Genomic DNA, 25,184 nt, shown 5'->3' with positions numbered 1-25,184 from the left:
AACAGCCGTCCATGTGACGGGCCGGTTCGGGGGAGCCCCGACGCCTCGATAAACTGAATCCGTGAGTGAGACCCCTGTGACCAGCCCCGACAGCACCGAGTTCTTCCGCACCGTGGATCTCCGCGGCCGCCATCTGAGCCGGGCCGCGCTGAAGGCCGCCGTGCCCCGCGTGCATGAGGAGTCCAACAGGGAGGCGGAGGACGCCGTCCGCGGGATCATCGCCGCCGTGCGCGACGGCGGCCACGCGGCGTTGCGCGACTTCGCCCAGCGCTTCGACGGCGTGAGCCTGGAACAGGTGCGCGTGCCCCGCGCGGCGCTGCGCGACGCCCTCGCCGGGCTGGACGCCGCCGTGCGTGCCGCCCTGGAGGAGTCCATCCACCGTGCCCGCCTCTTCGCCGAGGCCCAGCGCCCCGGCGACGTGGAGACGGTCCTCGCGGAGGGCGCCGTCGTGCGTCAGCGCTGGATCCCGGTGAGCCGCGTGGGTCTGTACGTCCCGGGCGGCCTGGCACCGCTCGCCAGCTCCGTGGTCATGAACGTGGTCCCGGCCCTGGCCGCGGGCGTGACGTCCGTGGCACTGGCTTCTCCGCCGCAGAAGGACCACGGCGGACTGCCACACCCCACCATCCTGGCCGCCGCTGAGCTGCTGGGCATCGAAGAGGTCTACGCCATGGGCGGCGCCCAGGCCATCGCCGCCTTCGCCTACGGTGTGGCCGAAGCGGAGGGATCCGCGGAGATCGAGGCGGTCGACCTGATCACCGGCCCCGGCAATGTGTACGTGGCCACGGCCAAGCGCCTGGTCCGCGGCGTGGTGGGCATCGACTCCGAAGCCGGTCCCACGGAGATCGCCGTCCTCGCCGACCACACCGCCCGGGCCTCCCTGGTGGCGGCGGATCTGATCAGCCAGGCCGAGCACGACCCCCGTGCGTCGAGCGTGCTGATCACGCCGTCCACCGAGCTGGCCGACGCCGTCCGGGAGGAGCTGCTGCGGCAGATCGTCACGGCCCGGCACGGCGAACGCATCACCACGGCCCTCTCCGGCCCGCAGTCCGGTGTGGTGCTGGTGGATGATGTGAGCCAGGGGGTGGCGGTGGCGGACGCGTACGCCGCCGAGCACCTGGAGATCATGACGGAGGACTCTCCCGCGGTGGCGGCCCGGATCCGGAACGCGGGCGCCATCTTCGTCGGGGACTATTCTCCGGTGAGCCTGGGCGACTACTGCGCCGGCTCCAACCACGTGCTGCCGACGTCCGGCACGGCGTTGTTCTCCTCCGGCCTGAACGTCACCACCTTCCTCCGTGCCGTGCAGGAGATCGAGTACTCCCGCGACGCTCTGAAGGGTGTGCGCACTCACATCGAGCAGCTCGCCTCGGCGGAGAACCTGCCCTCCCACGGTGAGGCCGTGTCCATCCGGTTCCGCTGAGACCCCCGGGGTGTGTGAGAATCACATCCTTGTGATTTGAAATGCCCGGTCTTAAACTGAGCCCAGACACGGTAAGGAGGCAAGGTGTTCTGTCCCTATTGCCGTAATCCGGATTCCCGGGTGGTGGACAGCCGCGTCACCGAGGACGGATCCTCGATCCGCCGGAGGCGGCAGTGCGGCAATTGCGCGCGCCGCTTCACCACCATCGAGACCACCAGCCTGTCGGTGCTCAAGCGTTCCGGTGTGGCCGAACCCTTCAGCCGCAGCAAGGTCATCAACGGGGTGCGCAAGGCCTGCCAGGGCCGCCCGGTCACCGAGGATGATCTGGCCATGCTGGCACAGGAGGTCGAGGAGATCGTCCGTGCGAGCAGCGCCGCCGAGATCAAAGCCAATGAGGTGGGCCTCGCCATCCTGGAACCGCTGCGCCGCCTGGACGAGGTGGCCTATCTGCGCTTCGCCAGCGTGTACCAGGACTTCGACTCGCTGGACGACTTCGAAGAGGCGATCGCGCGCCTGAGGAGCCAGAAGGCCTGAGGAGCCAGAACGCCTGAGCGGTGCCGCACAGGATGAACAGCGAAGGGCCCCGCCGGAAGATCCGGCGGGGCCCTTCCGCTCCCAGGAGGGTGTCTACTTGATGAGCTTGTGGTGCTGGGCGACCTGCAGTGCGGCGCCCACGATGCCGGCCTCGTTCTTCAGCTTGGCCGGGACGATCGGGGTCCGGAGCTCCAGGCGCGGCAGGTACTCGTCGGCGCGCTTCGAGATACCGCCGCCCACCACGAACAGTTCGGGGGAGAAGAGCATCTCGACGTGGCTGAAGTAGCGCTGCAGCTTGACCGAGTACTCCTCCCAGCTCAGGCCGTCCCGCTCGCGGGCCACGGCAGAGGCCTTGGACTCGGCGTCGAAACCGTCGATCTCCAGGTGGCCGAGCTCGGCGTTGGGCACCAGACGGCCGTTGAAAATGAACGCGGAACCGATCCCGGTGCCGAGCGTGATCACCAGGACCGTGCCCTTGACGTCCTCCCCGGCGCCGTAGCGCACCTCCGCCAGGCCGGCCGCGTCGGCGTCGTTGATCACTTCCACCGGACGCTTCAGCGTCGTGGTGAGCAGAGCGTCGATGTCCACGTTCAGCCAGCTCTTGTCCACATTGGCCGCCAGCAGGCAGACGCCGTGCTGGATGATGCCCGGGAAGGTGACGCCCACCGGTGTGGAACGTTCCGGGGCATCCTGGCGGGCACTGAGCTCCTCGACGATCTGGGCGACGACGGCGGAGACGGACTCCGGCGTGGCCGGCTGCGGCGTGGGGATGCGGACGCGCTCGCCCACCAGCTTGCCGTTCTTGAGATTGACGATCCCGCCTTTGATGCCCGTTCCGCCGATGTCGATGCCGATCATGGCGGGGTGCTTCTTGCCGGAGTTGTCGTTCTTGCTCACGCTGTTCCTTCGATGCGGCGGACGGGGTGCAAAGCGGTGCCGCTCAGGGCAGGGTGAGGATCTCCGCGCCCGTATCGGTCACCACGAGGGTGTGCTCAAACTGCGCAGTCCGCTTCCGGTCCCGGGTGAGTACGGTCCAGTCGTCAGGCCACATATCCCACTCGATGGTGCCGAGCGTGAGCATGGGTTCAATCGTAAACGTCATGCCCGGCTCGATGACAGTGCTGTAGGCGGGGGCCGCGTCATAGTGCGGAATGATCAGGCCCGTGTGAAACGCCTCGCCGACACCGTGCCCGGTGAAGTCACGGACCACGCCGTAGCCGAAACGCTTCGCATAGGACTCGATGGTGCGCCCGATGACGTTGATCTCGCGGCCCGGGGCCACGGCCTTGATGGCGCGGCGCAGGCTTTCCTCCGTGCGTTCCACCAGGAGCCGGGACTCCTCGTCCACCTCGCCCACCAGGAAGGTGTGGTTGGTGTCGCCGTGCACGCCGTGAATGTACGCCGTGATGTCGATGTTGAGGATGTCGCCGTCCTGGACCACGGTGGAGTCCGGGATGCCGTGGCAGATGACCTCGTTGAGCGAGGAGCACAGGGATTTCGGGAAGCCCCGGTAGCCCAGCGTGGAGGGGTAGGCGCCGTGATCCAGGAGGAACTCATGCCCCACGGCGTCCAGCTCGTCCGTGGTCACGCCGGGGCGGATGCTCTTGCCCACCTCGACGATCGCCTGTGCGGCGATGCGGCTCGCGATGCGCATCTTCTCGATCGTCTCGGGGGTCTTGACCGCGCTGCCCGTGAACTTGGCCGGGGCGGGCTTGTCCACGTACTCCGGACGTTCGATCGACGCCGGGACGGGACGGCGTGGGCTGACGGTCCCCGGGGTCAGGGTGCCGAGGGGTGCGGTACTGGCTTCAGCTGGCATACCTTGATCCTAATAGCCGTCACGCAAGGAGGAGCCATGCCGAAGTTCTGGTACAACATGGTCACGCACCAAGTGGAGGAGGACGCCATGAGCGACTGGAGCCAGTTGCTCGGCCCGTTCGACACCCGGGAGGAGGCCGCGAAGGCCCTGGAGAGCGTCCGGAAACACAATGAGGCGTGGGACAAGGATGACGACGACTGAGCCCGCTCCCGGCCGGGCCTCTCCTAGAAGGAGTGCTCCGGGCCGGGGAAGGAGCCGTTCCGGACTTCGTCGCCGAACTGCTGCGCGGCATCCATCAGGGTCCCGCGCAGCTGGGCGTACTGCTTGACGAAGCGTGCCATCTTCCCGCCGCGCAGACCCATGGCGTCCTGCCAGACCAGGACCTGGCCGGTGGTGCCGCTGCCGGCGCCGATGCCCACGGTGGGGACCTTCAGCGCTGCGTCGACCCTTGCGGCGGTCTCCGCCGGGACCATCTCCATGAGCACCGCGAAGGCGCCCGCCTCCTCGAGGGCCAGCGCGTCCGCCACGAGCCGCTCGGCGTCGTCGCCCCGGCCCTGCACACGATAGCCGCCCAGGGCGTGCTCACTCTGCGGGGTGAAGCCGATGTGCCCCATGACCGGGATGCCGGCCTGGACCATGGCGCGCACGGTTTCCGCGTAGAAGGCGCCGCCCTCCAGCTTCACGGCGTGGGCCAGGCCTTCCTTCATGAAGCGGACGCCGGTCTCCACGGCCTGCTGGGGGGAGACCTCGTAGGAGCCGAACGGCAGATCGGCCAGGATCAGGGCGTGGTGGGCCGAACGGGCCACCGCACGGCACAGCGGCAGGAGTTCGTCCACCGTGACCGGGAGGCTCGTCTCGTTGCCGTACACGTTGTTGGACGCGGAATCGCCGATCAGCAGCACCTCGATACCGGCCGCGTCGAAGATCTCCGCCGTGTACTGCTCGTAGGTGGTGAGCATGGCGAAATGCCGCCCCTGCTCCTTCGCCTGCCGCAGGTGGTGGAGCCGGACCCGGCCGGCCGGAGCGGACGACGACGGCGCGGGGCCACTTCCGTACGGTGCGCTCGTCTCGCCGGCGGTGCTGGAGTGGGCGGCTTCGCTGTGGGTCATGCTTCGAGCTTAACGGGGAACGTGCGGGGGTGGGGAATTCCCTTTCGCCCAGGGCGCGCTGGGAACCGCAGGTGACCGCTCCTGGGTAGAGTTGCTGTCAGCAGAACAGGAGTGTCCCGGCCAGGGCCGGGGGAGCAGAGGAAGCGAGGCCCGCATGGACCGCCAACAGGAATTCGTGCTCCGGACCATCGAGGAGCGGGACGTCCGGTTCGTCCGGCTCTGGTTCACCGACGTGGTGGGCTCTCTCAAGTCCGTGGCCCTGGCCCCCGCCGAGGTCGAAGGGGCCTTCGAGGAGGGTCTCGGCTTCGACGGATCCTCCATCGAGGGCCTGGCCCGTGTGTACGAATCCGACATGCTGGCCCAGCCGGATCCGTCCACGTTCCAGATCCTGCCCTGGCGCGGCGAGACCGAGCAGACCAGCCGCATGTTCTGCGACATCCTGACCCCGGATGGGCAGCCGAGTGCGGCGGACCCCCGAAATGTGCTCAAGCGGACCCTGGCCAAGGCCGCCGACATGGGCTTCACCTGCTACACGCACCCCGAGATCGAGTTCTACCTCCTGGAGTCGGACCGTCCCGGTCCGGACGGGCTGCCGGTGCCGGTGGACGAGGGCGGGTACTTCGACCACGTGCCGGGAGGCGTGGCCCAGGACTTCCGCCGGACGGCCGTGACCATGCTGGAGAATGTGGGGATCTCTGTCGAGTTCAGCCACCATGAGGCCGGCCCCGGCCAGAACGAGATCGACCTGCGCTACGCGGACGCCCTCCAGACGGCGGACAACATCATGACGTTCCGCACCGTCATCAAAGAGGTGGCGCTGCAGCAGGGCAGTTACGCGACCTTCATGCCCAAGCCGTTCACCCAGCACCCGGGTTCCGGCATGCACACCCACTTCTCGCTTTTCGAAGGCGACACCAACGCCTTCCACGAGGCGGGCGCGGAGTACGAGCTCTCCCGCACGGCCCGGCAGTTCATCGCCGGCATCCTGCACCACGCCCCCGAGTTCACGGCCGTGACCAACCAGTTCGTGAACTCGTACAAGCGCCTCTGGGGCGGGGGAGAGGCTCCCAGCTACGTCTCCTGGGGCCACAACAACCGCTCCGCGCTGGTCCGCGTCCCGCTCTACAAGCCGGGCAAGGGCAACTCCGCCCGGGTGGAGTACCGCGGCATCGACTCCGCCGCCAACCCGTACCTCGCCTACGCGGTGCTCCTGGGCGCCGGCCTGAAGGGTATCGAGGAAGGCTACGAGCTGCCTCTCGCCTCCGAGGAGGACATCGCCTCCCTCTCCACCGCCGAGCGGCGGGCCCTCGGCCATGATCCGCTCCCGGCGAGCCTTCACGACGCCATCAACACCATGGAGAACTCCGAGTTCATGGCGGAGATCCTGGGCGAGCAGGTGTTCCAGCACTTCCTGCGCAACAAGCGGGCCGAATGGAACGACTACCGCCTCCAGGTCACGCCGTACGAGCTTCAGCGCAACCTCGGGATCCTGTAGCACGGTGGCCATGAGTGTCGCCCGGCGCCTGATCGCCGCCGGCTTCAGCGATGTGGAACGCGCCGAGCGGTTCCTGGGAGCCCCTGAGCTGGACGGCGTGGACCAGGAACTCCTGTTCGCCGGGCTGCTGCAGGCCGCCAACCCGGATGAGGCGCTCCTGTCCGTCGTCCGGCTCCTGGAGAAGGAAGGGCCGGTCGGCGGCACCGTCCGGAAGCTCCTGGCGGGCGGCCCGGAGCGCTCCGAAGCCATGTTCCGCCTCCTCGGGGCATCCACCGCACTCGCGGACTTCCTGCTCCGCAATCCGGGCGAGAAGGACGTGCTGACGGCCCCGGTGAGCCCTGAGCCGCTCCGCACACCGGCGGAGACACTCCGCACCTCCCTGCTGGCCGCCGTCGGCGCCGATGCGCGCGCAGCGGCCCCCGTGGCGCGGATGACGGGCGAGTCCGCGCAGTCCGCCCTGCGGGCGCGCTACCGGCGCCACCTGACCGAGCTGGCCATCCGCGATCTCTGCGCGGCCGATCCGCGGGACTTCATGCCGTCGGCCGGAGCGGAGCTGGCGGATCTGGCGGCCGCCGCGCTCGACGCGGCGCTCGCGGTGGCCCGCTCGGAAGCCGCAGCCGTGTTCACCGCGGAGGAGGTGGCCGCCGTCCGCCTGGCCGTGCTCGGCATGGGCAAGAGCGGCGCGCGGGAGCTGAACTACATCTCCGATGTGGACGTCATCTACGTCCTGGAGGCGGACGGCCTGGACGAGGTCCAGGCCGTCGCGATCGGGACCTTCCTGGCCAGCACGCTCACCAAGGTCATCTCCAGCCCGGGCCGGGAACCCGCGCTGTGGGAGGTGGACGCCAATCTGCGGCCCGAGGGCAAGGACGGGCCCTTGGTCCGGACCCTCGAATCCCACCGCCTCTACTACGGCCGCTGGGCCGAGAGCTGGGAGTTCCAGGCCCTCCTCAAGGCGCGCGCCATGGCCGGCGACACCGGGCTGGGCCACCGCTTCGAGGAGATGGTGGAACCCCTGGTGTGGGCCTCCGCAGGCCGGGACGGATTCGTCGAGTCCGTGCAGGCGATGCGGCGTCGCGTGACGGCCAACATCCCTGCCGCCGAGGTTGCCCGCCAGCTCAAGCTCGGCCCAGGCGGGCTCCGCGACGTCGAATTCACGGTCCAGCTCCTCCAGCTGGTCCACGGCAAGGCGGACCCGGCACTGCGCGTGCGGGACACCACGTCCGCCATCGCGGCGCTGTCCGCGGGAGGCTACATCGGCCGCTCCGACGCCGCCGAATTCGACCGTGCCTACCGGCAGCTGCGGGTCATCGAACACCGCATCCAGATGGTGCGCATGCGCCGCACCCACCTCATGCCGGAGAAAGAGGAGGACCTCCGCGCGCTCGCCCGTGCCGTCGAAGGCTCACTCAGCACGGCCCGGCCCACCGCCGACGCGCTCGTGAGCGGGTGGCAGAAGACCAAACGCCGCGTGCGGGAACTCCACGAACAGATCTTCTACCGGCCCCTGCTCAGCACCGCGGCGTCCCTCAGCACCGCGGAGGCGCGGCTCAGCCCCGAAGCGGCCTCCGCACGCCTGGCCGCCCTGGGTTACCGGGACCCCGACGGCGCCATGCGCCACATCGCGGCCCTGACCTCGGGCGTCAGTCGCCGGGCGGCGCTCCAGCGCCAGCTCCTGCCGGTGCTTCTCGGCTGGCTCGCCGAGGGCCTGGACCCCGACGGCGGCCTGCTCGCCTTCCGCCGGGTCAGTGAGGCGCTGGGTGCCACCCACTGGTATCTGGGGCTGCTGAGGGATTCGCAGGCCGCAGCGGAGCGTCTGTGCCACATCCTGGCCGACTCGAGGCTCATCGCCGATCTTCTGGAGGTCTCACCGGAGTCCGTCGCGTGGCTGGGCACCGACAAAGAGCTGGCACCCGTCCCGTTCGATGCCCAGTGGCAGGAGATCCGTTCCAAGATGGCCCGGCATCAGGAGGCATCCGGGGCCATGCGTTTCATCCGCCTGATCCGGCGCCGGGAGATCCTGCGCACAGCGCTCGGCGACGCCGCGGGCGTCCTGGACCAGGACGGCGTCGCCAAGGCGCTCGCCGACGCCGACCAGGCGGCCATCCTCGGTGCACTGCACGTGGCGGAACGTGAGACCGAGGCCGACGGCGGCCTCCTCACCCGGGTGCTCGTCATGGGGATGGGACGGCAGGGCGGACGGGAGATCGGCTACGGCTCCGACGCGGACGTCATGTACGTCCACCAAGCCCTTCCCGGGGCCTCCGACGCGGACGCGCAGAAGCAGGCGCTCTGGATCGTCGGGCGGATCTCCGCGCTCCTCACCCAGCCGCTCCGCCCGGCGATCCAGGCGGAGCGCGTCCTGGCCCTGGATGCGGACCTGCGGCCCGAGGGCAAGAACGGGCCCATGGTCCGGTCACTGGACGCCTTCCGCGCCTACTACGAGCGCTGGTCCCTCATCTGGGAGTCCCAGGCGCTCCTGCGGGCGCGCCCCCTGGCCGGCGACGACGCACTCGCAGCACAGTTTCTCGAACTCATCGACCCGCTCCGCTACCCGGAACACCTCTCGCCGCAGGACGAGCGGGAGATCCGGCGGATCAAGGCACGCGTGGAGGCCGAACGGCTGCCCCGTGGAGCCGACCCGTCCCGGCACGTCAAGCTCGGGCGGGGAGGCCTCAGTGACGTCGAATGGCTGGTGCAGTTGCGCCAGCTGCAGCACGCCCACCTGCACCCTGGGCTGCGCACCACCTCGACCGTGGACGCGCTCGCGGAACTCGCGGCACTCGGGCTCATGGACGCCGACGACGCCGCGCTGCTGGGTGAGGCGTGGCATCTCGCCTCACGTGTCCGGAGCGCCAATGTGATGTGGTCCGGCAGGGCTTCCGATCTGCTGCCCTCGGCCCGGAAGGACCTGGAGGCCGTGTCCCGCTGGTGCGGTCATCCCGCCGAGCACGCCGCGGACTTCGAGGAGCACTATCTGCGCCTGACCCGCCGGGCGCGCAGCGTCTTTGAACGGGAGTTCTACGGGCCGCGCTGAAGCCTTGCCGCCGTCGTCGTCGTCCGCGCCCCAGGCTCTGCTCAGACGATCTCGTCGCGGTCGCGCAGCTCGATGACGCGGCCCTCCCGAAGGCCCTTCAGGGCTGAGGTGATGTGGAACGCGCCGTGGGGGCCGAAGTAGTCCGGCAGTTCCGCGACGGTGACGAAGCGCCACTCGGTGAGTTCCTCCTCCTGGAGGGAGATCTCCGTGCCTGGGGCCAGGACGCCGCCGTCGTAGAGGAAGTTCAGGCCGTCGCCGATGGGATCGGGGAAGGTGGAGTGCCCGATGATCAGCAAGGCCCCAGGAAGGATGTCCAGGCCCAGCTCCTCCAGCCCTTCGCGGCGGGCGGCGTTGCGGGGCGCCTCACCGGCGTCCACGGTGCCGCCCGGAAGGAGCCAGCCGTCCTTGTAGTTGGGCTTGACGGCCAGGATGCGGCCGGCGTCGTCGCGGATGACGAGCCCCGCGGCAACGCGGCGGCGGGGCAGGGTGCGGAAGTACTCGATGCTCTCCGGGCTCAGTTCAGGCATGGTGCAAGCCTAGTGCTCGGGAACGGTATGGGTGCGTGAACGGACGCAGCCCCCGCATCGTGACGATGCGGGGGCTGCGTCGCGTGGGAGCGTCAGACGCCGTAGTAGAGCTCGAACTCGTACGGGTTCGGGCGCAGGGACAGCGGGGCGATCTCGTGTTCGCGCTTGTATGCGATCCAGGTGTCGATCAGGTCCTGGGTGAACACGCCACCCTCCTGCAGGAACTCGCTGTCGTTCTCCAGGGCCTCCAGGGCCTCCTCGAGGGAGCCCGGAGCCTTGGGGATGTCCTTGGCCTCCTCGGCGGGCAGCTCGTAGAGGTCCTTGTCGATCGGTGCCGGCGGCTCGATGCGATTGCGGATGCCGTCGATGCCGGCCATGAGCTGGGCGGCGAACGCCAGGTACGGGTTGGAGGCGGCATCCGGGGCGCGGAACTCGATGCGCTTGGCCTTCGGGTTGGAGCCCGTGATCGGGATGCGGATACCGGCGGAGCGGTTGCCCTGCGAGTAGACCATGTTCACCGGGGCCTCGTAGCCCTTGACCAGACGGCGGTAGGAGTTCACCGTCGGGTTGGTGAAGGCCAGCAGCGCGGAGGCGTGCTTGAGGATGCCGCCGATGTACCAGCGGGCGACGTCGGAGAGGCCGGCGTAGCCCTTCTCGTCGTAGAACAGCGGGTCGCCATTGCTCCACAGCGACTGGTGGCAGTGCATGCCGGAGCCGTTGTCACCGAAGACGGGCTTCGGCATGAAGGTCACGGTCTTGCCGTATTCCAGGGCGGTGTTCTTGATGACGTACTTGAACTTCAGGACGTCGTCGGCGGCGTGCACCAGGGTGGAGAACTTGTAGTTGATCTCCGCCTGGCCCGCGGCGCCCACCTCGTGGTGGGAGCGCTCGACCTCAAGGCCCACCTCGTCCAGGTTCAGGCACATGGCGTCACGCAGATCGGCCTGGTGGTCCACCGGTGCCACCGGGAAGTAGCCGCCCTTGAACGGGGTCTTGTTGCCCAGGTTGCCGCCCTGCTCCTCGCGGCCCGTGTTCCACGGGGCCTCGATGGAGTCGATCTTGTAGAAGGAGCCCTGCGGGGAGGACTCGAACTGGATGTTGTCGAAGACGTAGAACTCGGCCTCGGCGGCGAAGAATGCAGTGTCGGCGATGCCGGTGGAGGCCAGGTACGCCTCGGCCTTCTCGGCCACGCCACGCGGGTCGCGATGGTAGGGCTCGCCGGTGCGCGGGTTCACGATGGAGAAGTTCAGGGCCAGGGTCTTCTCGATGCGGAAGGGATCGAGGAAGGCCGTGGTGACATCCGGGATCAGCTGCATGTCGGACTCGGCGATGCCCTGGAAGCCGCGGATGGAGGAACCGTCGAAGAGCTGGCCGTTGACGAAGAAGTCCTCGTCGACCGTCTTGGCCGGGACGTTGAAGTGCTGCTGCACACCCGGGAGATCGGTGAAACGGATGTCGACGAACTTGACGTCCTCATCCTTGATGAACTTGAGGACTTCGTCCGCACTGGTGAACATGCATGCTCCTAACGGGGATGGGGCCGAGGGCCTGAAAGCGATGGCGCACGTATCTCCCGCCAGGCCGACACCTGGACCGGGCTCTCCGTGCCATCTTCTGTGAACAGCCTAAGGGAGGGGGATTACCCGGCAGTGTCTGCTTTGTTTCCGGCACGTTACAGGAATCGTTCACCGCCTCCTCCGGCGCAGGGCCCGACGATGCGTACCCTGGCCACTCTACGCGGTGCCCGCCTCGGGGGCGACGGCGTGCGCTGCCGTTCGCCGCGGCCACTCTCTCCGGCACATGGGGCTCCGCCGGGCCGATACCCTTAAGGGGTGGTGACTCGACGTGATCTCGGTTCCTGGCTGGAAGGCCCGGACACTTCCCATATCAGCAAATACCCCGGGGAACGCCTCGGCCTTCCGGAGACCGGACCGGGTTCCCTCGGCCGCGCAGGGCGCCGGATCCTGGCCATCTGCATCGACTGGGGCCTGTGCCTGCTGATCAGCAACGCCTTCTTCGGCGGGAACTCCTGGGCGACGCTTGCCGTCTTCTTCGCCGAGCAGGCCATCCTGATCGGCACGCTTGGCTACAGCGTGGGTCACCGGGTGTCCAACATCCATGTCATCAAGCTCGACGGGACCCGGGCTGGCATCCCCGCCGCCCTGGTCCGTGCGGCGCTGCTCTGCCTGGTCATCCCGGCGGTCATCGTCGACGCCGATCACCGCGGCCTGCACGACAAGGCCATGAAGACCATCCTGGTCCGCCGCTGACGGACCCCGCAGACCGTGGAGATTCCCGTGAACGATCAGTCCCTGCCGGACGTCTCACCCACCTCACTCGCCGACCTCGTGGAGGAATCCCGGGTCATGGACACCGGGATCAGGCCCTTGTGGCACGGCATGCCGCGCGTCAGCGGTCCCGCCTACGCCGTCACGTGCGCCCCCGGTGACAATCTGATGATGCACGCCGCGATCTACCGTGCCGAGCCGGGTTCCGTCATCGTGGTCGATTCCGGTGGCAGCCCTCTCGCCGTCGCCGGTGGCAACGTCTGTGCGGTCGCGCAGAAGCGCGGGATCGCGGCCTTCGTCGTCGACGGCAACATCCGCGATCTGCAGGAGGCCCGGGAACTGGGCTTCCCCGTGTTCGCCCGCGGCGTTTTCCCCAAGCCGGGCGGCAAGAAGCACGTCCTGCCCTCCGGTGAGGCCGTCGTCGGTGGCGTGCGGGTGCGCACCGGTGACCTCGTCGTCGCCGATGAGGAAGGCATCGTGGTGCTCGACGCCGCAGAGTCCGGACGCCTGCTGGACGCGGCGGCCCGCCGTGAGAACGGTGAGTCGGGGCAGAGCCTCACCGAGTGGGAAGCCGCGCACCGCGCGAAGATCGAAGCGGGACTGGCCGCCGGCGGCGACTCCGGTGGCCTGCCGGCCTGACCCTGGACGAATGAGAAGGGCCGCCGCGATCTCCCAGGAGATCACGGCGGCCCTTCTCATTCAGGCTCTGTCATTCAAGCTCTGCGCCTCAGCGTCCGCGCAGTGCCTCAGCGTCCGCGCATGGACCGGCGGTCCGGCCGCGCCTTGTAGGGATCCACACCCTTGGGGATCGGCAGGCGGTTGCCCAGGGAGGACAGGCGCTTGGAGACGGCACCGACCTCCACCTTGGTCAGGGTCGGCTTGAGCTTGCCCATGGCACCGGCCACCTTGGCGATCGGGGTCTGCCCCTCGTCGCGGCCGGCGTAGATGACATGGATCGGGACGTTCGGGAGGATGCGAGCGAGGCGCTTGCGCTCACCGTCGGCCAGGGGCCGCGCACGGCTCAGCGGTCCTTCGGCCACCAGCACGACGCCGGGACGGCCCACCGCGCGGAACACGAAGTCCTGGGTGCGCGGGTTCGCGGCAACCGGCTGCTGCTCCACGATCCAGCCACGGCGCAGGGTGCTGAGCGCGGCGCCCGCGGCGCCGGCCTGGCCCTCGATCTGCGAGAACGCCGCCTTCTCCGCGCGGCGCGACAGGATGAACGTCGCGGCCAGCAGGCCCAGCATGATGCCGAGGATCAGACCGGTGATCCAGTTCTGGAACAGGGCGCCGATGCCCGTGCTCACGCCCAGGACCACCAGGAAGGCCAGGACCATGAGCCAGACCGCGAGCGGGTCGTTGCGGCGGGTCATCTGGAAGACCTCGCCGATCTGCTTCAGGCGGCTGGGGCCCTTGTCGGCCTTGGGCTTGCGGTTGAACAGCCCGCGCTTGGTGGAGCCGTCACCGTTCGTGACGGAGGAGTCGGAGGATTTAGCCATAGTGAGTTCATTCTATCCAGCAGAGCGGGCGGACCGAAACGTGAACGACGACGGCGACGTCCGGCAGGTGCCGGATGTCGCCGTCGTCGTATGAATGGTGAGGAGAAAGCCTCAGCCCTGCGCGGCGAGGAGGGTACGCGCCTCCTGGCGCGTGCTCCCGGAGCTCTCGATGTGGGCCAGGGCTTCGGGGATCTCCCAGCCCTTCTTGCGCATGGCGGTGGCCCAGAGGCGGCCGGCGCGGTAGGAGGAGCGGACCAGAGGGCCGGACATGACGCCGAGGTAACCGATCTCCTCGGCCTCGTCGGCCAGGTCCACGAACTCCTGCGGCTTCACCCAGCGGTCCACCGGCAGGTGGCGCTCGCTCGGGCGCAGGTACTGGGTGATGGTGATGATGTCCGTGCCGGCCTCATGCAGATCGCGCAGGGCCTCGGAGATCTCCTCCCGGGTCTCGCCCATGCCGAGGATGAGGTTGGACTTGGTCACCATGCCGTGCTTGCGGCCCTGCGTGATCACGTCCAGGGAACGCTCGTAGCGGAAGGCCGGGCGGATGCGCTTGAAGATGCGTGGCACCGTCTCCACATTGTGGGCGAAGACCTCAGGCTTCGAGTCGCAGATGGCCTCGATGTGCTCGGGCTTGCCGGAGAAGTCCGGGATCAGGAGCTCGACGCCGGTGCCCGGGTTGAACTCGTGGATCTTGCGGACGGTCTCCGCGTAGAGCCACACGCCCTCGTCCTCGAGGTCGTCCCGGGCCACACCGGTGACGGTGGCGTAGCGGAGGCCCATCTGCTCCACGGAGCGGGCCACCTTGGTGGGCTCCATGCGGTCCAGCGGGGACGGCTTACCGGTGTCGATCTGGCAGAAGTCGCAGCGGCGGGTGCACTCGGATCCGCCGATGAGGAAGGTGGCTTCCTTGTCCTCCCAGCATTCGAAGATGTTGGGACAGCCGGCCTCTTCACACACGGTGTGGAGGCCTTCCTTCTTGACCAGGTTCTTCAGGCCGGTGAATTCCGGGCCCATGTGGACCTTGGCCTTGATCCAGTCGGGCTTGCGCTCCACGGGCGTGGCGGCGTTGCGCTGCTCGATCCGCAGGAGTTTGCGGCCTTCGGGGGCAAGGGTCACTGCACTGCTCCTTCTTCGACGGCGACGAGTTCGTCCTCGTGCCCGCGGAACTCTTCCGTGATTCGCTCAACAAGGTCTGCCGGCGAGATGTTCCGCCCGGTCTCCAGGGCGATGGTGGTCACCCCGGCGTCGGTGATCCCGCACGCGATGATCTGCGCGTACGGGGCCAGGTCATTGTTGCAATTGATGGCGATGCCGTGCATCGTCACGCCTTCATGGACGCGGATGCCGATGGCGGCGATCTTCCGGTCCGGACCCTTCTCATCGGCCAGGATCCACACGCCCGCACGGCCGTCCACGCGGGTTGCGGCGATGCCGTAGTCGGCCAGGACGGAGATGATGACGTCCTCCAGGCGGTGGACGTAATCACGGATGCCGGCCGGGTTCTTCAGCTTGATGATCGGGTACGCCACGAGCTGCCCCGGACCGTGCCAGGTCAGTTTCCCGCCGCGGTCCACCGGGACCACGGGGGTGCCGTCGAACGGGCGCTCATGGTCCTCGGTGCGTTTACCGGCGGTGTACACGGCGGCGTGCTCGAGGAGCAGGACGGTGCTGGGGCGGGATCCTTCCAGGACATCGGAGTGCAGAGTGCGCTGCACGTCCCAGCCCTGGACGTAATCGACGTAGTCGGGGGCAAGCCCCAGGGTCGAGAACTCCAAAGTCATGCGTACCAGCTTAGACCCGTCCGCTCGCGGGCACCGTCGATGTGGCGAAGCTCTCATCACCCCCGGGATTGTTACCGGGCGCTTGCAGGCCACTCCCTGTGGATAACTTCTGCGGCCGATGACCAGCCCGGGGTATTGATATTGAGGGACAGCCATCACGAGCACGGGACGGGAGAGCGGCGATGGGGATGCACGTGGCCGGGCAGGCGGACGGCGGAGAGCCACGGACGGACGGTTACCGGACGGTGCGACGTCTGGGCTCCGGAGGCAGCGGGGAGGTGTGGCTCCTGCGCGACGGCGGCGGCTGGGCGGCGCTGAAAGTGCCCCGGGAGGGTGAACCGCTGATGGACGGCCTGGCGGAGAGCTGGCGGGGTGCCGCAGTGGAGCATCCGCATGTCCTGCGGACCCGCGGCGTCGTGGCTTTCACTCGTGGTGACGGCGCCACGGGAGGGGACGGTCTGCTGATGGACTTCGCGCCAGGGGGAAGCCTTGCGACTCTCCTTCCCGTCCGTGGCCGTCTGACACCGGGCGAGACGGTCACCGTGGTGGTCCCTCTGGCACGGGCCCTCGCAGCCCTCCACGCGTCCGGGATCGTCCATGGGGACGTCGCTCCGGGCAATGTGCTCTTCACCGCGGAAGGGAAGCCGCTGCTGTCCGATTTCGGTCAGGCGCTGCTGATCGGCGAGTGCGGTCCCACGTCCCGGAGGGTGACGCGGGCGTTCGCCGATCCGAGGTCCACGGGCGGCGTTCCCACTTCTGCGGCGGATGTCTATTCCCTTGCGGCCGTCGCGTGGTGGTGTCTCACCGGCACCCCACCCGGTGATCCGTCGCTCAGGCCGCCCCTGCCGGTCCTGCACCCGGACGTTCCCCGTGGCCTGGCCTTGGCGATCGATGCGGGCCTGGCGGAGGCTCCGGGGGAGCGGCCGGGGGCGGAAGAACTCGCACGGGCGGTGCAGCGGGCTTGTCCCGCCCTGCCCGTCAGGATCGCGCCGGGGGCGCATGACGGGATGGGTCCCGAGCTGGTGACCTCCCTGCTTCCTGCGGAGCTGGATCGCATGGGACGCCGGTCCCGTCTGATGCCGGCCTGGGTCCGGCCCCGGGCCGCCACCGTACGCAGGACCGCCACCTTACACCGAGACGGTGCCGCACGCCGTGGCCGTGGAGTGCGCTCCCGGGTGCGGGGTGCGGTGGGAATGGCTGCGGCATGCGGAGTGCTGGTGCTGCTCGCCGTCGGGCTTCTGGTCGCCGGGGCGCTTCCCGTCCCTGGTGGCCGGACGAACGGGTCCGCCGTGGATCCTGCGCCGGCGGCAGGGAGCGCAGGACCCCCCGGGCCGGCGTCGGCCGTTCCGGAAGACCCGCGCGCGGCGGCGGCCCGGCTCCTCACAGCACGGACGGAGGCCCTGATCGGGAGGAACCATCAAGCGCTCGAAGCGCTGTACGTGCCCGGAACCGCACTGGAACACGATCGGGCGCTCGTGGCCGAACTGATCAAGAACGGGATGCGTTACTCGGGCTACCGGACGGAGCTCACGTCCATCGTGATCCGGGCCGGTGCGGAGCGCGACAAGGCCGTGGTGGATGCCACGGTGAGGTCGTCAGGATTCTCCCTCGAACGGGTTCCGGGATCCGTCCCTGCGGCCGGCGCCGCCTCAGAGGGGGCGAAGCGGTCCCCACGGGAGGAAGAGGTCTCCCTGCTCCTGCGCCGGGTGGACGGGGTCTGGAGGATCGAGGCCGTCGATCCCCGTGCCTGAGGCCCAGCCTCCCGGGCCGTGGCCCGTGGCCTGGTTAGGATCGTGCCATGACACACGGCGGCTATCTGAGGTACCCCCACGTCCACGATGACCTGGTCACATTCGTTGCGGAGGACGACGTCTGGCTTGCGCCCGTCTCGGGCGGACGGGCCTGGCGGGTGAGCTCCCTGAATCTTCCCGCCCGGAATCCGCGGTTCTCTCCCGACGGCACATCGCTGGTCTGGACCGTCACGCGTGGCCGGGCCCCGGAGGTCGTCTGCGCCGGGATCGACGGCGGAGGCTTCCGGCAGCTGAGTCACTTCGGCCACGCGACCACGCGGAACAAGGGGTTCCTGCCCGATGGGCGCGTCCTGGTCACCAGCGCCTTCGAGCAAGGCGACTCCCGCCTGGCCCACGGCTACGCCCTGTCCCTGGACGGTGGAGCGCCGGAAGCCCTGGGATACGGACCCCTCGAGTCGGTGGCGTTCGGTCCCGAGCTGGGTGATGAGAAGCCCGTGGTCGTGGGATCGCTGCTGTCGCGGGAACCCGCCTGGTGGAAGCGCTACCGAGGCGGAACGGCCGGCAAGCTCTGGATCGATCATGACGGCAACGGTGAGTTCGTCCGGCTGGTCCCGGAACTGGACGGGAACCTGACGGACCCGCTCTGGGTCAACGGCCGGATCCATTTCCTGTCCGACCACGAAGGCTACGGCAACCTCTACTCGGTCACTCCGGACGGCCGCGATCTGGCGCGCCACACGGACCACCAGGACTTCTACGTGCGGCACGCCGCGAGCGATGGCCGGAGGGTGGTCTTCGAGTCGGCGGGCGAGCTGTACCTCCTCGACGCTGGTGCCGGGGAGGCACGCAGGCTGGATATCAGGCTCGGTTCCACCGGTGTCATCGCCCGGCCGCTCGACGTCGGCGCCCACTTGCGTGAGGCGCAGCCCGACGCGAGCGGTGCCTCAAGCCTGGTGGTGAGCCACGGCGCCCTGCATTGGCTGCGTCACAAGGACGGCCCGGCCCGCGGACTCGAGACGGACAGCGGCGTCCGTGCCCGCCTGCCGCGCTTCCTGGCCGATGACCGCGTGGCCTATGTGCACGACACTACGGGGGAGGAGACCCTCCGGATCACCTCCCTGGTGCCGGCCGGCGTCACGGCCGCGGCGAACACCCCGGCCCCCATGCCGGCCGAGGCGCCGAATGACGGCCCGGCAGACGCCGTGGAGCTGCCGCGCCCGGTCCCGGCCCGCGGGGCCGGAGAGGACGCAGTGACGGAGCCGGCCGGGAACCAGGACGACGAATCCGCCGGCGCCCCGGAACCGGAGAACCCGGACAACCTGGACGCCGGGCCTGTCGATCGCGAACTCGGCCTTCCGGCCCGCGTGGTCAGCCTGGAGCCGAGCCCGGACGGACTCCGGCTCCTGGCGGGCACCGCGTTCGGGGATGTCCTCCTGATCGACGTGCGGAGCGGCGAGGTGGAGACCGTCGAATCCACCGGTGCCGGTTCCGTTGACCACCTCGCCTGGGCCCCGGACAGCAGCCACTTCGCCTGGGTGCAGGCCACGGATGGGGATTCCGACCGGACGTTCCTGCGTCTGCGCTCGCGGGATGCGGGAGCCGGGATCATCGATGTGACCGATGGGCGGTTCGTGGACGGCTCGCCCGCGTTCACCCCGGACGGGAAGTTCCTGGCGTTCCTCTCCAGCCGCAGCTTCGATCCCGTGTATGACGGGCAGGGCTTCGACCTGGCCTTCCCCCACCCGATCCGTCCCTACCTGGCCGTCCTGGACGCGTCCACTCCGGCGCCGTTCGGGCCGGGCGTCGCCGAGACGGCGAATGCTCCCGGGAGCGGCACGGACACGTCGGGGACGCCGGCACCCGTGACGGTCCGGGTCGAGGCCGAGGGCCTGGCCCAGCGGATCGTCGCGCTTCCCGTGAGCCAGGGCAACTACGAGGGACTGCAGGCCGTGGCGGGCGCGGTCCTCTACCTGGACGTCCCCACCGACGGCGTTCTCGGGGACGGGCGGGCCCGCCTGACGGACGAGTCCGGCCCGGCGAAGCTGGTGCGCTTCGGGCTGGAGGACGGTAAGAGCAGCGTGCTCGCCGAGGGCGTGAGCGCCTACCGGCTTTCGGCGGACGGCAAGAGCGCAGTGCTCCGCTCCGAGGGGAAGCTCCGCACGGTGTCCACCGCCGCGGACCCCGCGGAGCCCGAGGACGTTGGCCTGGAGCGGATCCGGGTTCAGCTGGAGCCCCAGAAGGTCTGGAAGCAGCAGTTCCGGGAGGCCTGGCGGCTGCAGCGCGACTTCTTCTGGGACGAATCCCTCGGCGGCCTGGACTGGGACGCCGTTCACGAGAGCTACCAGCCGGTCCTGAGCCGGGTGGGATCCTATGACGATCTGGTGGACCTGATCTGGGAGCTTCACGGCGAACTCGGCACCTCGCACGCCTATGTGCGCAGCCCCGAAGCGAGTGAGCCGGGCAGCGGCCGGCAGGGATTCCTGGGTGCCGACCTCGCCCTGCGAGACGGGGAATGGGCCATCGCACGGGTGCTCGACGGCGACAGCTCCGACCCTCAGGCGCTCTCACCGCTGCGCCGCCCCGGGGCCGGCGTGCGGGCCGGGGACGTGCTGCTCGCCGTCGACGGCTCGCCGCTCGGCGGCGCGGCCGCGGCGACGCCCGCCGCTCTGCTGCGTGACGCCGGCGGGCAGCCGGTGGAACTCACCGTCCGAGGCGAGGACGGCGCGATCCGCCGGACCGCCGTCGTGCCGCTGACTTCGGAGGAACGCCTGCGCTACCAGGACTGGGTGCAGGCCAAGCGGAGGATCGTGCATGAGGCCTCCGGCGGGCGTTTCGGGTACCTGCACATCCCGGACATGCAGGCGCACGGCTGGGCACAGCTGCACCGTGATCTGGAGACCGAGGCCGCCAAGGACGCACTGCTGGTGGACGTCCGCCGCAACCGTGGCGGCCACACCTCGCAGCTCGTGGCCGAACTCATCGGACGGACGGTCGACGCGTGGATGCTGCCCCGTGGCGAATACCCCATCACCTACCCGCACCAGGCAGTCCGTGGCCCCGTCGTGGTTCTCACGGACGAGTTCGCAGGTTCCGACGGCGACATCATCACGCAGATCGTGAAGATGCGGGGGATCGGGCCTGTGATCGGTGTGCGCACCTGGGGTGGTGTGATCGGGATCGACATGAAGTTCGATCTGGTGGACGGCACCCCCGTGTCGCAGCCCCGCTACGCCAACTTCTTCGAGGGTGGCACTGGCTGGGGTGTGGAGAACCGGGGCGTGGACCCGGACATCGAAATCCCGTTCCCGCCGCACGCCCACAAGGCGGGCACGGATCCGCAGTTGGAACACGGGATCGGCGTCCTGAGGGAGATGCTGCAGGAGATCCCCACCCGGCGGGCGCCCGAGCGGACTTCGCTGCCGCGTCTGGTCCCGCCGCCGCTCGGTCCGCGCCCCTGAGCCCGGAGCCGGCCTGAGAACGAAAGAGGGGCGGTGGGAACGGATTCCGTTCCCACCGCCCCTCCGGCGTTCCTGCTGGATCAGGCGTTCAGCGTGGCATCCAGGGTGATCTCGATGCCGGCCAGGGCACCGGACACCGGGCAGCCGACCTTGGCGGCCTCGGCGATGCGCTGGAAGTCCTCCTCGGAGATGCCCGGGATGGTGGCGGCCAGGGTCAGCTTGCTGCCCGTGATGCCGACGCCCGGCTGGAAGCCGACCTCGGACTTGGTGCGGATCTCCGTGGCGGTGAAGCCGGCCTGGTCCAGCTCATTGCTGAAGGCCATGGAGAAGCAGGCGGAGTGGGCGGCGGCGATCAGCTCTTCCGGGCTGGTCTTGCCCTCGGCGGCCTCGGAGCGGGCCTTCCAGGTGACGGGGTGGGTGCCGAGCGTGGAGCTCTCGAAGGTGGTCTCACCCTTACCCTCGAAGAGGTTGCCGGACCAGACGGTGGATGCGCTGCGGGACACTGCCATGAGTTGCTCCTAGGAAGTCGGGGAATCGGCCCGAGCGGAACGACGGGCCTTTCGGCATTCAGCTTATTACGGGACAGGTTCCGGGACGAGCGGCCCGGGTGCGGCGGGTGTAACAACTCGCCGCAGCAGTCTCACTGCCAGATCGTGGCGATGGCGATGTTGATCAGCGCAAGGCCACCGACGCCGTGGGCCAGTCCGGTGGAGACGGGCTCGCCCTTCTTGACCTTGCGGGATCCGATGACGGCCAGGACGGCCACGGCCAGGCCGATGGCGAACTTGATGCCCAGCTTGAAGTAGTTGGCGTCGAAGCCCGGAATGAGGGGGATCAGGCCCATCATCGCGATGCCGGTCAGCAGCTGGAGGAACGCACCGTCACGCTGGCGCGGGTGGACGGTGGGCTCTTTCATGGTGGCGATCCAGTAGCCGACGATCATGCCTGCGCCGACGATGTGCAGGAACAGCAGAATGCTGAAGAGGATAGTCATGCCTTCAGTTTAGCGACACTCTGTCAGGAGATTCGACCGACCGTAGAAATGACGACGGCGGCCCGCCTCCGGAAGGAGGCGGGCCGCCGTCGTGCGCTGCGTGTGACTACAGTCCGAGGTCACCCTCGAAGGCGCCACCCTCGAGGCGGGCCTTGACCGTCTGCAGGAAGCGGCCGGCGTCGGCGCCGTCCACCAGACGGTGATCGTAGGTCAGGCACAGGTACATCATGTGGCGGATGGCGATCGAGTCGTTGCCGTCGGCGTCGGTGACGACCATCGGGCGCTTCACGATCGTGCCGGTGCCCAGGATGGCGACCTGCGGCTGGTTGATGATCGGCGTGTCGAAGAGGGCGCCCACCGAACCGATGTTGGTGATCGAGAAGGTGCCGCCGGACAGCTCATCCGGACCGATCTTGCCGCTGCGGGTGCGGCCGGCGACATCGGCGATCTTGCTCGCCAGGCCGGCGAGGTTCAGGTCACCCGCGTTGGAGACGACCGGGACCAGGAGGCCCTTGTCCGTGTCCACGGCGAACGCCAGGTGCTCGGCGTTGTGGTAGGTGATCTGCTGAGTCTCTTCGTTGTACTCGGCGTTCAGCGTCGGGTGGGCCTTCAGGGCCTCGGCGACGGCCTTGGCGATGAACGGCAGGTAGGTCAGGTTGACGCCGTTGACGGCCTTGAAGCTGTTCTTGGCCGTGCCGCGCAGCTTGACGATGCGCGTCATGTCGATCTCGTGGACCTGGGTCAGCTGAGTGGAGATGTCCAGCGATTCACGCATGCGACGGGCGATGACCTGACGGATGCGCGGGGCCTTCGCCGTGGTGCCGCGCAGCGAGGACGCGACCACTGCGGGAGCTGCAGCAGCGGCCGGAGCGGCTGCGGCGGCAGGGGCTGCCACGGGGGCGGCGGCCTTCTTGGCCTCGATGGCGGCCTGGACGTCCTGCTTGCGGATACGGCCGCCGACGCCGGTGCCGGACACGGTGCCGAGATCGATGCCGTTGTCCTTGGCGAGCTTGCGGACGAGCGGGGTCACGTAGGACTCGGCATCGGCGGCGGCCGCCACGGGTACCGGAGCAGCGGCCGGGGCGGGCGCAGCAGCGGGAGCCGGAGCAGCAGGTGCCGGTGCGGCTGCGGGGGCGGCCGGTGCAGGGGCTGCCACGGGGGCCGGAGCAGCGGCAGGAGCAGCAGGGGCGGCGGCAGCACCGGCGGCGCCGATGACGGCCAGCACGGAGCCGACCTCAGCGGTGTCGTCCTCGTTGACGCGGATCTCCAGCAGGGTGCCGGCCACGGGGGACGGGATCTCGGTGTCGACCTTGTCGGTGGAGACTTCCAGCAGGGGCTCGTCGATTTCGACGGAGTCGCCGACGGACTTCAGCCAGCGGGTGACGGTACCCTCGGTGACGGACTCGCCCAGAGCGGGGAGAGTGACCTCGGTGCCTTCGCCGGCAGGTGCGGCAGCGACGGGAGCCTCAACGGTGGCCGGAGCGGCCGGGGCCTCTGCGGCGGGAGCCGGTGCGGCCTCCTCGACGGGTGCCGGAGCTGCGGGGGCGGAACCGGAACCCGAGCCGTCGCCGATGACGACCAGGGCTGCGCCGACCTCTGCGGTCTCGTCCTCAGCGACGAGGATCTGCTCGATCACGCCGGCGATGGGGGACGGGATCTCGGTGTCCACCTTGTCAGTGGAAACCTCCAGCAGCGGTTCGTCGATTTCGACGCGGTCGCCGACGGACTTCAGCCAGCGGGTGACGGTACCCTCCGTGACGCTCTCGCCGAGTGCGGGCAAGTTAACGGATTCAGACATGTCGTCCCCGTTCTCCTTCGTGATCTTTTGCCTGGAAATTCTGTGGTCCGGTGGCCGGTTCGAGCCGGCCACCGGGGTGGGGCAGGGCGCCGGGATGGTGCCCTGACCCGAAGTCATCAGCCGTGCAGTGGCTTGCCGGCCAGGGCCAGGGCGGCCTCGCCGAGGGACTCGTTCTGCGTCGGGTGAGCGTGGATCAGGGTGGCCACATCCTCCGGGAAGGCCTCCCAGTTCACGATCAGCTGAGCTTCGCCGACCTGCTCGCCGAAGCGGCCGCCGATGCCGGTCACGCCGACGATCGGGCCGTTCTTGACGCGGATCATCTTGACCAGGCCGCTGGTGCCGAGGATCGAGGACTTGCCGTTGCCGGCCAGGTTGTACTCGGTGGTCTCGATGTTGTCCTTGCCGAACTTCTCTTCGGCCTTGGGCTGGGAGTAGCCCACCGACATGATCTCCGGTTCGCAGAAGGTCACCTTCGGGATGTTGACGTCATCGACGACGACCGGGTTGAGACCGGCGATCTCCTCGGCGACGAAGATGCCCTGCTGGTAGCCGCGGTGGGCCAGCTGGACGCCGGGGACGATGTCGCCGATGGCGTAGATGTTGCCCACGCCGGTGTGCAGACGCTCGTTCGTGATGACGAAGCCCCGGTCCAGGGTCACACCCTGCTCCGCGAAACCGAAGCCCTCGGTGACGGGGCCGCGGCCGACGGCCACGAGCACGATGTCGGCGGAGACGGAGGTGCCGTCAGCCAGGGTGACGGTGGCCTGCTCGGCGGTCTGCTCGACCTTCTCGAAGAAGACACCGGTCTTGAACTTGATGCCCTTCTTCTTGAACTCGCGCTCCAGGACCTTGATGATGGCCGGATCCTCGTTCGGGACCAGGGAGGGCAGGCCCTCGACGATGGTGACGTCCACGCCGAAAGAGTTCCACATGGAAGCGAACTCAACGCCGATCACGCCGCCGCCCAGGACGATCGCGGAGGACGGGAGCTCGCTCATCTCCAGCGCCTCGGTGGAGGTGATCACACGGCCCTCGATGTTCAGACCCATGGTCTTGGAGGTGGAACCGGTGGCCAGGATGATGTTCTTGCCCTTGTAGGCCACACCATCGACGGTGATGGTGTCGGGGGAGGTGAGCTTGCCCTCGCCCTCGATGATGTTGACCTTCTTCATCTTCAGCAGGCCGGTGAGACCCTTGTGCTTGCCGGCGACGATGCTGTTCTTGTGATCGCGCACGGTGCCGAGATTGATGGAGTCCAGCGTCGTGTTCACGCCGTACTTGGCGCTGTCACGGGCGTGGTCGGCCAGTTCCGCCGAGTGCAGGTATGCCTTGGTCGGGATACAGCCGGTGTGCAGGCAGGTGCCGCCCAGCTTGGCCCGCTCCACGAGGCCCACCGTCATGCCCAGCTCCGTGGCGCGGATGGCTGCGGAGTACCCCGCGCTGCCACCACCCAGGACGAGGATGTCGAATTCTTGCGCAGTTGCCGTATCGGCCACGTGGACGCTCCTGTGAATCTGTCGAGACGGTGCCGTGCGGCACCCTCTTGGTCTGGACCTTTGCCTGCCGCGATTATGCCAGCAGCTCGGGTTCTTCTGCAGTGGTCATGCTTTTGTGACTGCCCCCTGGACCGTCACTGAGCCATTGGCTCTCACCTTAGTCTCACCCCGTCCA

At 68.9% G+C, this 25,184-nt stretch carries 21 protein-coding genes; 9 read left to right on the top strand and 12 right to left on the bottom strand.

Annotation, left to right across the window (positions count from 1 at the left end):
- The first annotated feature begins 61 nt into the window (after nt 1-61).
- A complete protein-coding gene (gene hisD, locus Q9R02_RS03365; RefSeq protein WP_305995212.1) occupies nt 62-1,420 on the top strand; it encodes a histidinol dehydrogenase in 1,359 nt (452 codons plus the stop codon).
- A gap of 84 nt (nt 1,421-1,504) precedes the next feature.
- On the top strand, nt 1,505-1,954 hold the full coding sequence (gene nrdR / locus Q9R02_RS03360) for a transcriptional regulator NrdR (protein ID WP_305995211.1): 450 nt from the start codon (nt 1,505-1,507) through the stop codon (nt 1,952-1,954).
- 93 nt (nt 1,955-2,047) lie between these two features.
- Here the strand turns inward: nrdR and ppgK are convergent, their stop codons facing one another.
- Nucleotides 2,048-2,812 (bottom strand): polyphosphate--glucose phosphotransferase, encoded by a 765-nt coding sequence (gene ppgK / locus Q9R02_RS03355; protein WP_305995327.1) that lies wholly within the window; start codon nt 2,810-2,812, stop codon nt 2,048-2,050.
- Nucleotides 2,813-2,894: 82 nt separating this feature from the next.
- The gene (map, locus tag Q9R02_RS03350) at nt 2,895-3,773 is read right to left on the bottom strand and encodes a type I methionyl aminopeptidase (protein ID WP_305995210.1); all 879 of its coding nucleotides are present in this window, start codon (nt 3,771-3,773) and stop codon (nt 2,895-2,897) included.
- Between the two features lie 36 nt (nt 3,774-3,809).
- Between map and Q9R02_RS03345 the strand changes: the two genes are divergently transcribed.
- The gene (locus Q9R02_RS03345; protein ID WP_305995209.1) at nt 3,810-3,974 is read left to right on the top strand and encodes an SPOR domain-containing protein; all 165 of its coding nucleotides are present in this window, start codon (nt 3,810-3,812) and stop codon (nt 3,972-3,974) included.
- A 23-nt stretch (nt 3,975-3,997) separates the two neighbouring features.
- On the opposite strand, the gene panB is transcribed toward Q9R02_RS03345, so the two are convergent.
- A complete protein-coding gene (gene panB / locus Q9R02_RS03340; protein ID WP_305995208.1) occupies nt 3,998-4,882 on the bottom strand; it encodes a 3-methyl-2-oxobutanoate hydroxymethyltransferase in 885 nt (294 codons plus the stop codon).
- 154 nt (nt 4,883-5,036) lie between these two features.
- On the opposite strand from panB, the gene glnA (Q9R02_RS03335) reads away from it, so the two are divergent.
- Both glnA (Q9R02_RS03335) and Q9R02_RS03330 read left to right on the top strand, forming a co-directional pair.
- Nucleotides 5,037-6,377: a type I glutamate--ammonia ligase gene (gene glnA, locus Q9R02_RS03335; protein WP_305995207.1), complete on the top strand. Its 1,341-nt coding sequence runs from the start codon at nt 5,037-5,039 to the stop codon at nt 6,375-6,377.
- 10 nt (nt 6,378-6,387) lie between these two features.
- Nucleotides 6,388-9,414: a bifunctional [glutamine synthetase] adenylyltransferase/[glutamine synthetase]-adenylyl-L-tyrosine phosphorylase gene (locus tag Q9R02_RS03330; protein ID WP_305995206.1), complete on the top strand. Its 3,027-nt coding sequence runs from the start codon at nt 6,388-6,390 to the stop codon at nt 9,412-9,414.
- Between the two features lie 41 nt (nt 9,415-9,455).
- On the opposite strand, the gene Q9R02_RS03325 is transcribed toward Q9R02_RS03330, so the two are convergent.
- Together Q9R02_RS03325 and glnA (Q9R02_RS03320) are read right to left on the bottom strand one after the other, a co-directional pair.
- The gene (locus tag Q9R02_RS03325) at nt 9,456-9,941 is read right to left on the bottom strand and encodes an NUDIX domain-containing protein (protein WP_305995205.1); all 486 of its coding nucleotides are present in this window, start codon (nt 9,939-9,941) and stop codon (nt 9,456-9,458) included.
- Between the two features lie 92 nt (nt 9,942-10,033).
- Nucleotides 10,034-11,458 carry a type I glutamate--ammonia ligase gene (glnA, locus tag Q9R02_RS03320; protein WP_305995204.1) on the bottom strand — a complete coding sequence of 475 codons (1,425 nt, stop codon included), beginning with the start codon at nt 11,456-11,458 and terminating at the stop codon, nt 10,034-10,036.
- Nucleotides 11,459-11,773: 315 nt separating this feature from the next.
- Here glnA (Q9R02_RS03320) and Q9R02_RS03315 point away from each other — a divergent pair, with 315 nt between their 5' ends.
- Together Q9R02_RS03315 and Q9R02_RS03310 are read left to right on the top strand one after the other, a co-directional pair.
- Nucleotides 11,774-12,211: an RDD family protein gene (locus Q9R02_RS03315; RefSeq protein WP_305995203.1), complete on the top strand. Its 438-nt coding sequence runs from the start codon at nt 11,774-11,776 to the stop codon at nt 12,209-12,211.
- A gap of 27 nt (nt 12,212-12,238) precedes the next feature.
- Entirely contained in the window at nt 12,239-12,868 is a 630-nt protein-coding gene (locus Q9R02_RS03310) for an RraA family protein (RefSeq protein WP_305995202.1), read from the top strand.
- A 107-nt stretch (nt 12,869-12,975) separates the two neighbouring features.
- Here the strand turns inward: Q9R02_RS03310 and Q9R02_RS03305 are convergent, their stop codons facing one another.
- From Q9R02_RS03305 to lipB, 3 genes are all read right to left on the bottom strand, one after another.
- Nucleotides 12,976-13,728 (bottom strand): DUF4191 domain-containing protein, encoded by a 753-nt coding sequence (locus tag Q9R02_RS03305; protein WP_305995201.1) that lies wholly within the window; start codon nt 13,726-13,728, stop codon nt 12,976-12,978.
- 111 nt (nt 13,729-13,839) lie between these two features.
- Nucleotides 13,840-14,847, bottom strand: coding sequence for a lipoyl synthase (lipA, locus tag Q9R02_RS03300; RefSeq protein ID WP_305995200.1), 1,008 nt, complete (start codon nt 14,845-14,847; stop codon nt 13,840-13,842).
- Complete coding sequence (gene lipB / locus Q9R02_RS03295) at nt 14,844-15,512, bottom strand: lipoyl(octanoyl) transferase LipB (protein WP_305995199.1); 669 nt, start codon at nt 15,510-15,512, stop codon at nt 14,844-14,846. Before lipB ends, lipA begins: the two co-directional genes overlap by 4 nt.
- 182 nt (nt 15,513-15,694) lie before the next feature.
- Between lipB and Q9R02_RS03290 the strand changes: the two genes are divergently transcribed.
- Together Q9R02_RS03290 and Q9R02_RS03285 are read left to right on the top strand one after the other, a co-directional pair.
- Nucleotides 15,695-17,263, top strand: coding sequence for a protein kinase domain-containing protein (locus Q9R02_RS03290; RefSeq protein ID WP_305995198.1), 1,569 nt, complete (start codon nt 15,695-15,697; stop codon nt 17,261-17,263).
- Nucleotides 17,264-17,310: 47 nt separating this feature from the next.
- Nucleotides 17,311-20,721 (top strand): S41 family peptidase, encoded by a 3,411-nt coding sequence (locus Q9R02_RS03285; RefSeq protein WP_305995197.1) that lies wholly within the window; start codon nt 17,311-17,313, stop codon nt 20,719-20,721.
- 80 nt (nt 20,722-20,801) lie between these two features.
- On the opposite strand, the gene Q9R02_RS03280 is transcribed toward Q9R02_RS03285, so the two are convergent.
- The 4 genes from Q9R02_RS03280 to lpdA form a co-directional block, all read right to left on the bottom strand.
- Complete coding sequence (locus Q9R02_RS03280; protein WP_305995196.1) at nt 20,802-21,230, bottom strand: OsmC family peroxiredoxin; 429 nt, start codon at nt 21,228-21,230, stop codon at nt 20,802-20,804.
- A gap of 131 nt (nt 21,231-21,361) precedes the next feature.
- Nucleotides 21,362-21,715 carry a hypothetical protein gene (locus tag Q9R02_RS03275; RefSeq protein WP_305995195.1) on the bottom strand — a complete coding sequence of 118 codons (354 nt, stop codon included), beginning with the start codon at nt 21,713-21,715 and terminating at the stop codon, nt 21,362-21,364.
- Between the two features lie 106 nt (nt 21,716-21,821).
- A complete protein-coding gene (gene sucB / locus Q9R02_RS03270) occupies nt 21,822-23,513 on the bottom strand; it encodes a 2-oxoglutarate dehydrogenase, E2 component, dihydrolipoamide succinyltransferase (protein WP_305995194.1) in 1,692 nt (563 codons plus the stop codon).
- 116 nt (nt 23,514-23,629) lie between these two features.
- The gene (lpdA, locus tag Q9R02_RS03265) at nt 23,630-25,009 is read right to left on the bottom strand and encodes a dihydrolipoyl dehydrogenase (protein ID WP_305995193.1); all 1,380 of its coding nucleotides are present in this window, start codon (nt 25,007-25,009) and stop codon (nt 23,630-23,632) included.
- Between the last annotated feature and the right edge of the window lie 175 nt (nt 25,010-25,184).

The sequence above is a fragment of the Arthrobacter horti genome (genome assembly GCF_030731045.1).
Taxonomy (GTDB): Bacteria; Actinomycetota; Actinomycetes; order Actinomycetales; family Micrococcaceae; genus Arthrobacter_E; species Arthrobacter_E nanjingensis.
This window is presented reverse-complemented; position numbering and strand designations above follow the sequence as displayed.

Excerpts from the sequence above, each read along its gene's own strand:
- glnA (WP_305995204.1), bottom strand. The coding sequence starts at position 11,458 with ATGTTCACCAGTGCGGACGAAGTCCTCAAGTTCATCAAGGATGAGGAC.
- sucB (WP_305995194.1), bottom strand. The coding sequence starts at position 23,513 with ATGTCTGAATCCGTTAACTTGCCCGCACTCGGCGAGAGCGTCACGGAG.
- Q9R02_RS03275 (WP_305995195.1), bottom strand. The coding sequence starts at position 21,715 with ATGACTATCCTCTTCAGCATTCTGCTGTTCCTGCACATCGTCGGCGCA.
- panB (WP_305995208.1), bottom strand. The coding sequence starts at position 4,882 with ATGACCCACAGCGAAGCCGCCCACTCCAGCACCGCCGGCGAGACGAGC.
- Q9R02_RS03280 (WP_305995196.1), bottom strand. The coding sequence starts at position 21,230 with ATGGCAGTGTCCCGCAGCGCATCCACCGTCTGGTCCGGCAACCTCTTC.
- Q9R02_RS03290 (WP_305995198.1), top strand. The coding sequence starts at position 15,695 with ATGGGGATGCACGTGGCCGGGCAGGCGGACGGCGGAGAGCCACGGACG.
- ppgK (WP_305995327.1), bottom strand. The coding sequence starts at position 2,812 with ATGATCGGCATCGACATCGGCGGAACGGGCATCAAAGGCGGGATCGTC.
- Q9R02_RS03285 (WP_305995197.1), top strand. The coding sequence starts at position 17,311 with ATGACACACGGCGGCTATCTGAGGTACCCCCACGTCCACGATGACCTG.
- Q9R02_RS03305 (WP_305995201.1), bottom strand. The coding sequence starts at position 13,728 with ATGGCTAAATCCTCCGACTCCTCCGTCACGAACGGTGACGGCTCCACC.
- map (WP_305995210.1), bottom strand. The coding sequence starts at position 3,773 with ATGCCAGCTGAAGCCAGTACCGCACCCCTCGGCACCCTGACCCCGGGG.
- Q9R02_RS03345 (WP_305995209.1), top strand. The coding sequence starts at position 3,810 with ATGCCGAAGTTCTGGTACAACATGGTCACGCACCAAGTGGAGGAGGAC.
- lipB (WP_305995199.1), bottom strand. The coding sequence starts at position 15,512 with ATGACTTTGGAGTTCTCGACCCTGGGGCTTGCCCCCGACTACGTCGAT.
- Q9R02_RS03325 (WP_305995205.1), bottom strand. The coding sequence starts at position 9,941 with ATGCCTGAACTGAGCCCGGAGAGCATCGAGTACTTCCGCACCCTGCCC.
- glnA (WP_305995207.1), top strand. The coding sequence starts at position 5,037 with ATGGACCGCCAACAGGAATTCGTGCTCCGGACCATCGAGGAGCGGGAC.
- Q9R02_RS03330 (WP_305995206.1), top strand. The coding sequence starts at position 6,388 with ATGAGTGTCGCCCGGCGCCTGATCGCCGCCGGCTTCAGCGATGTGGAA.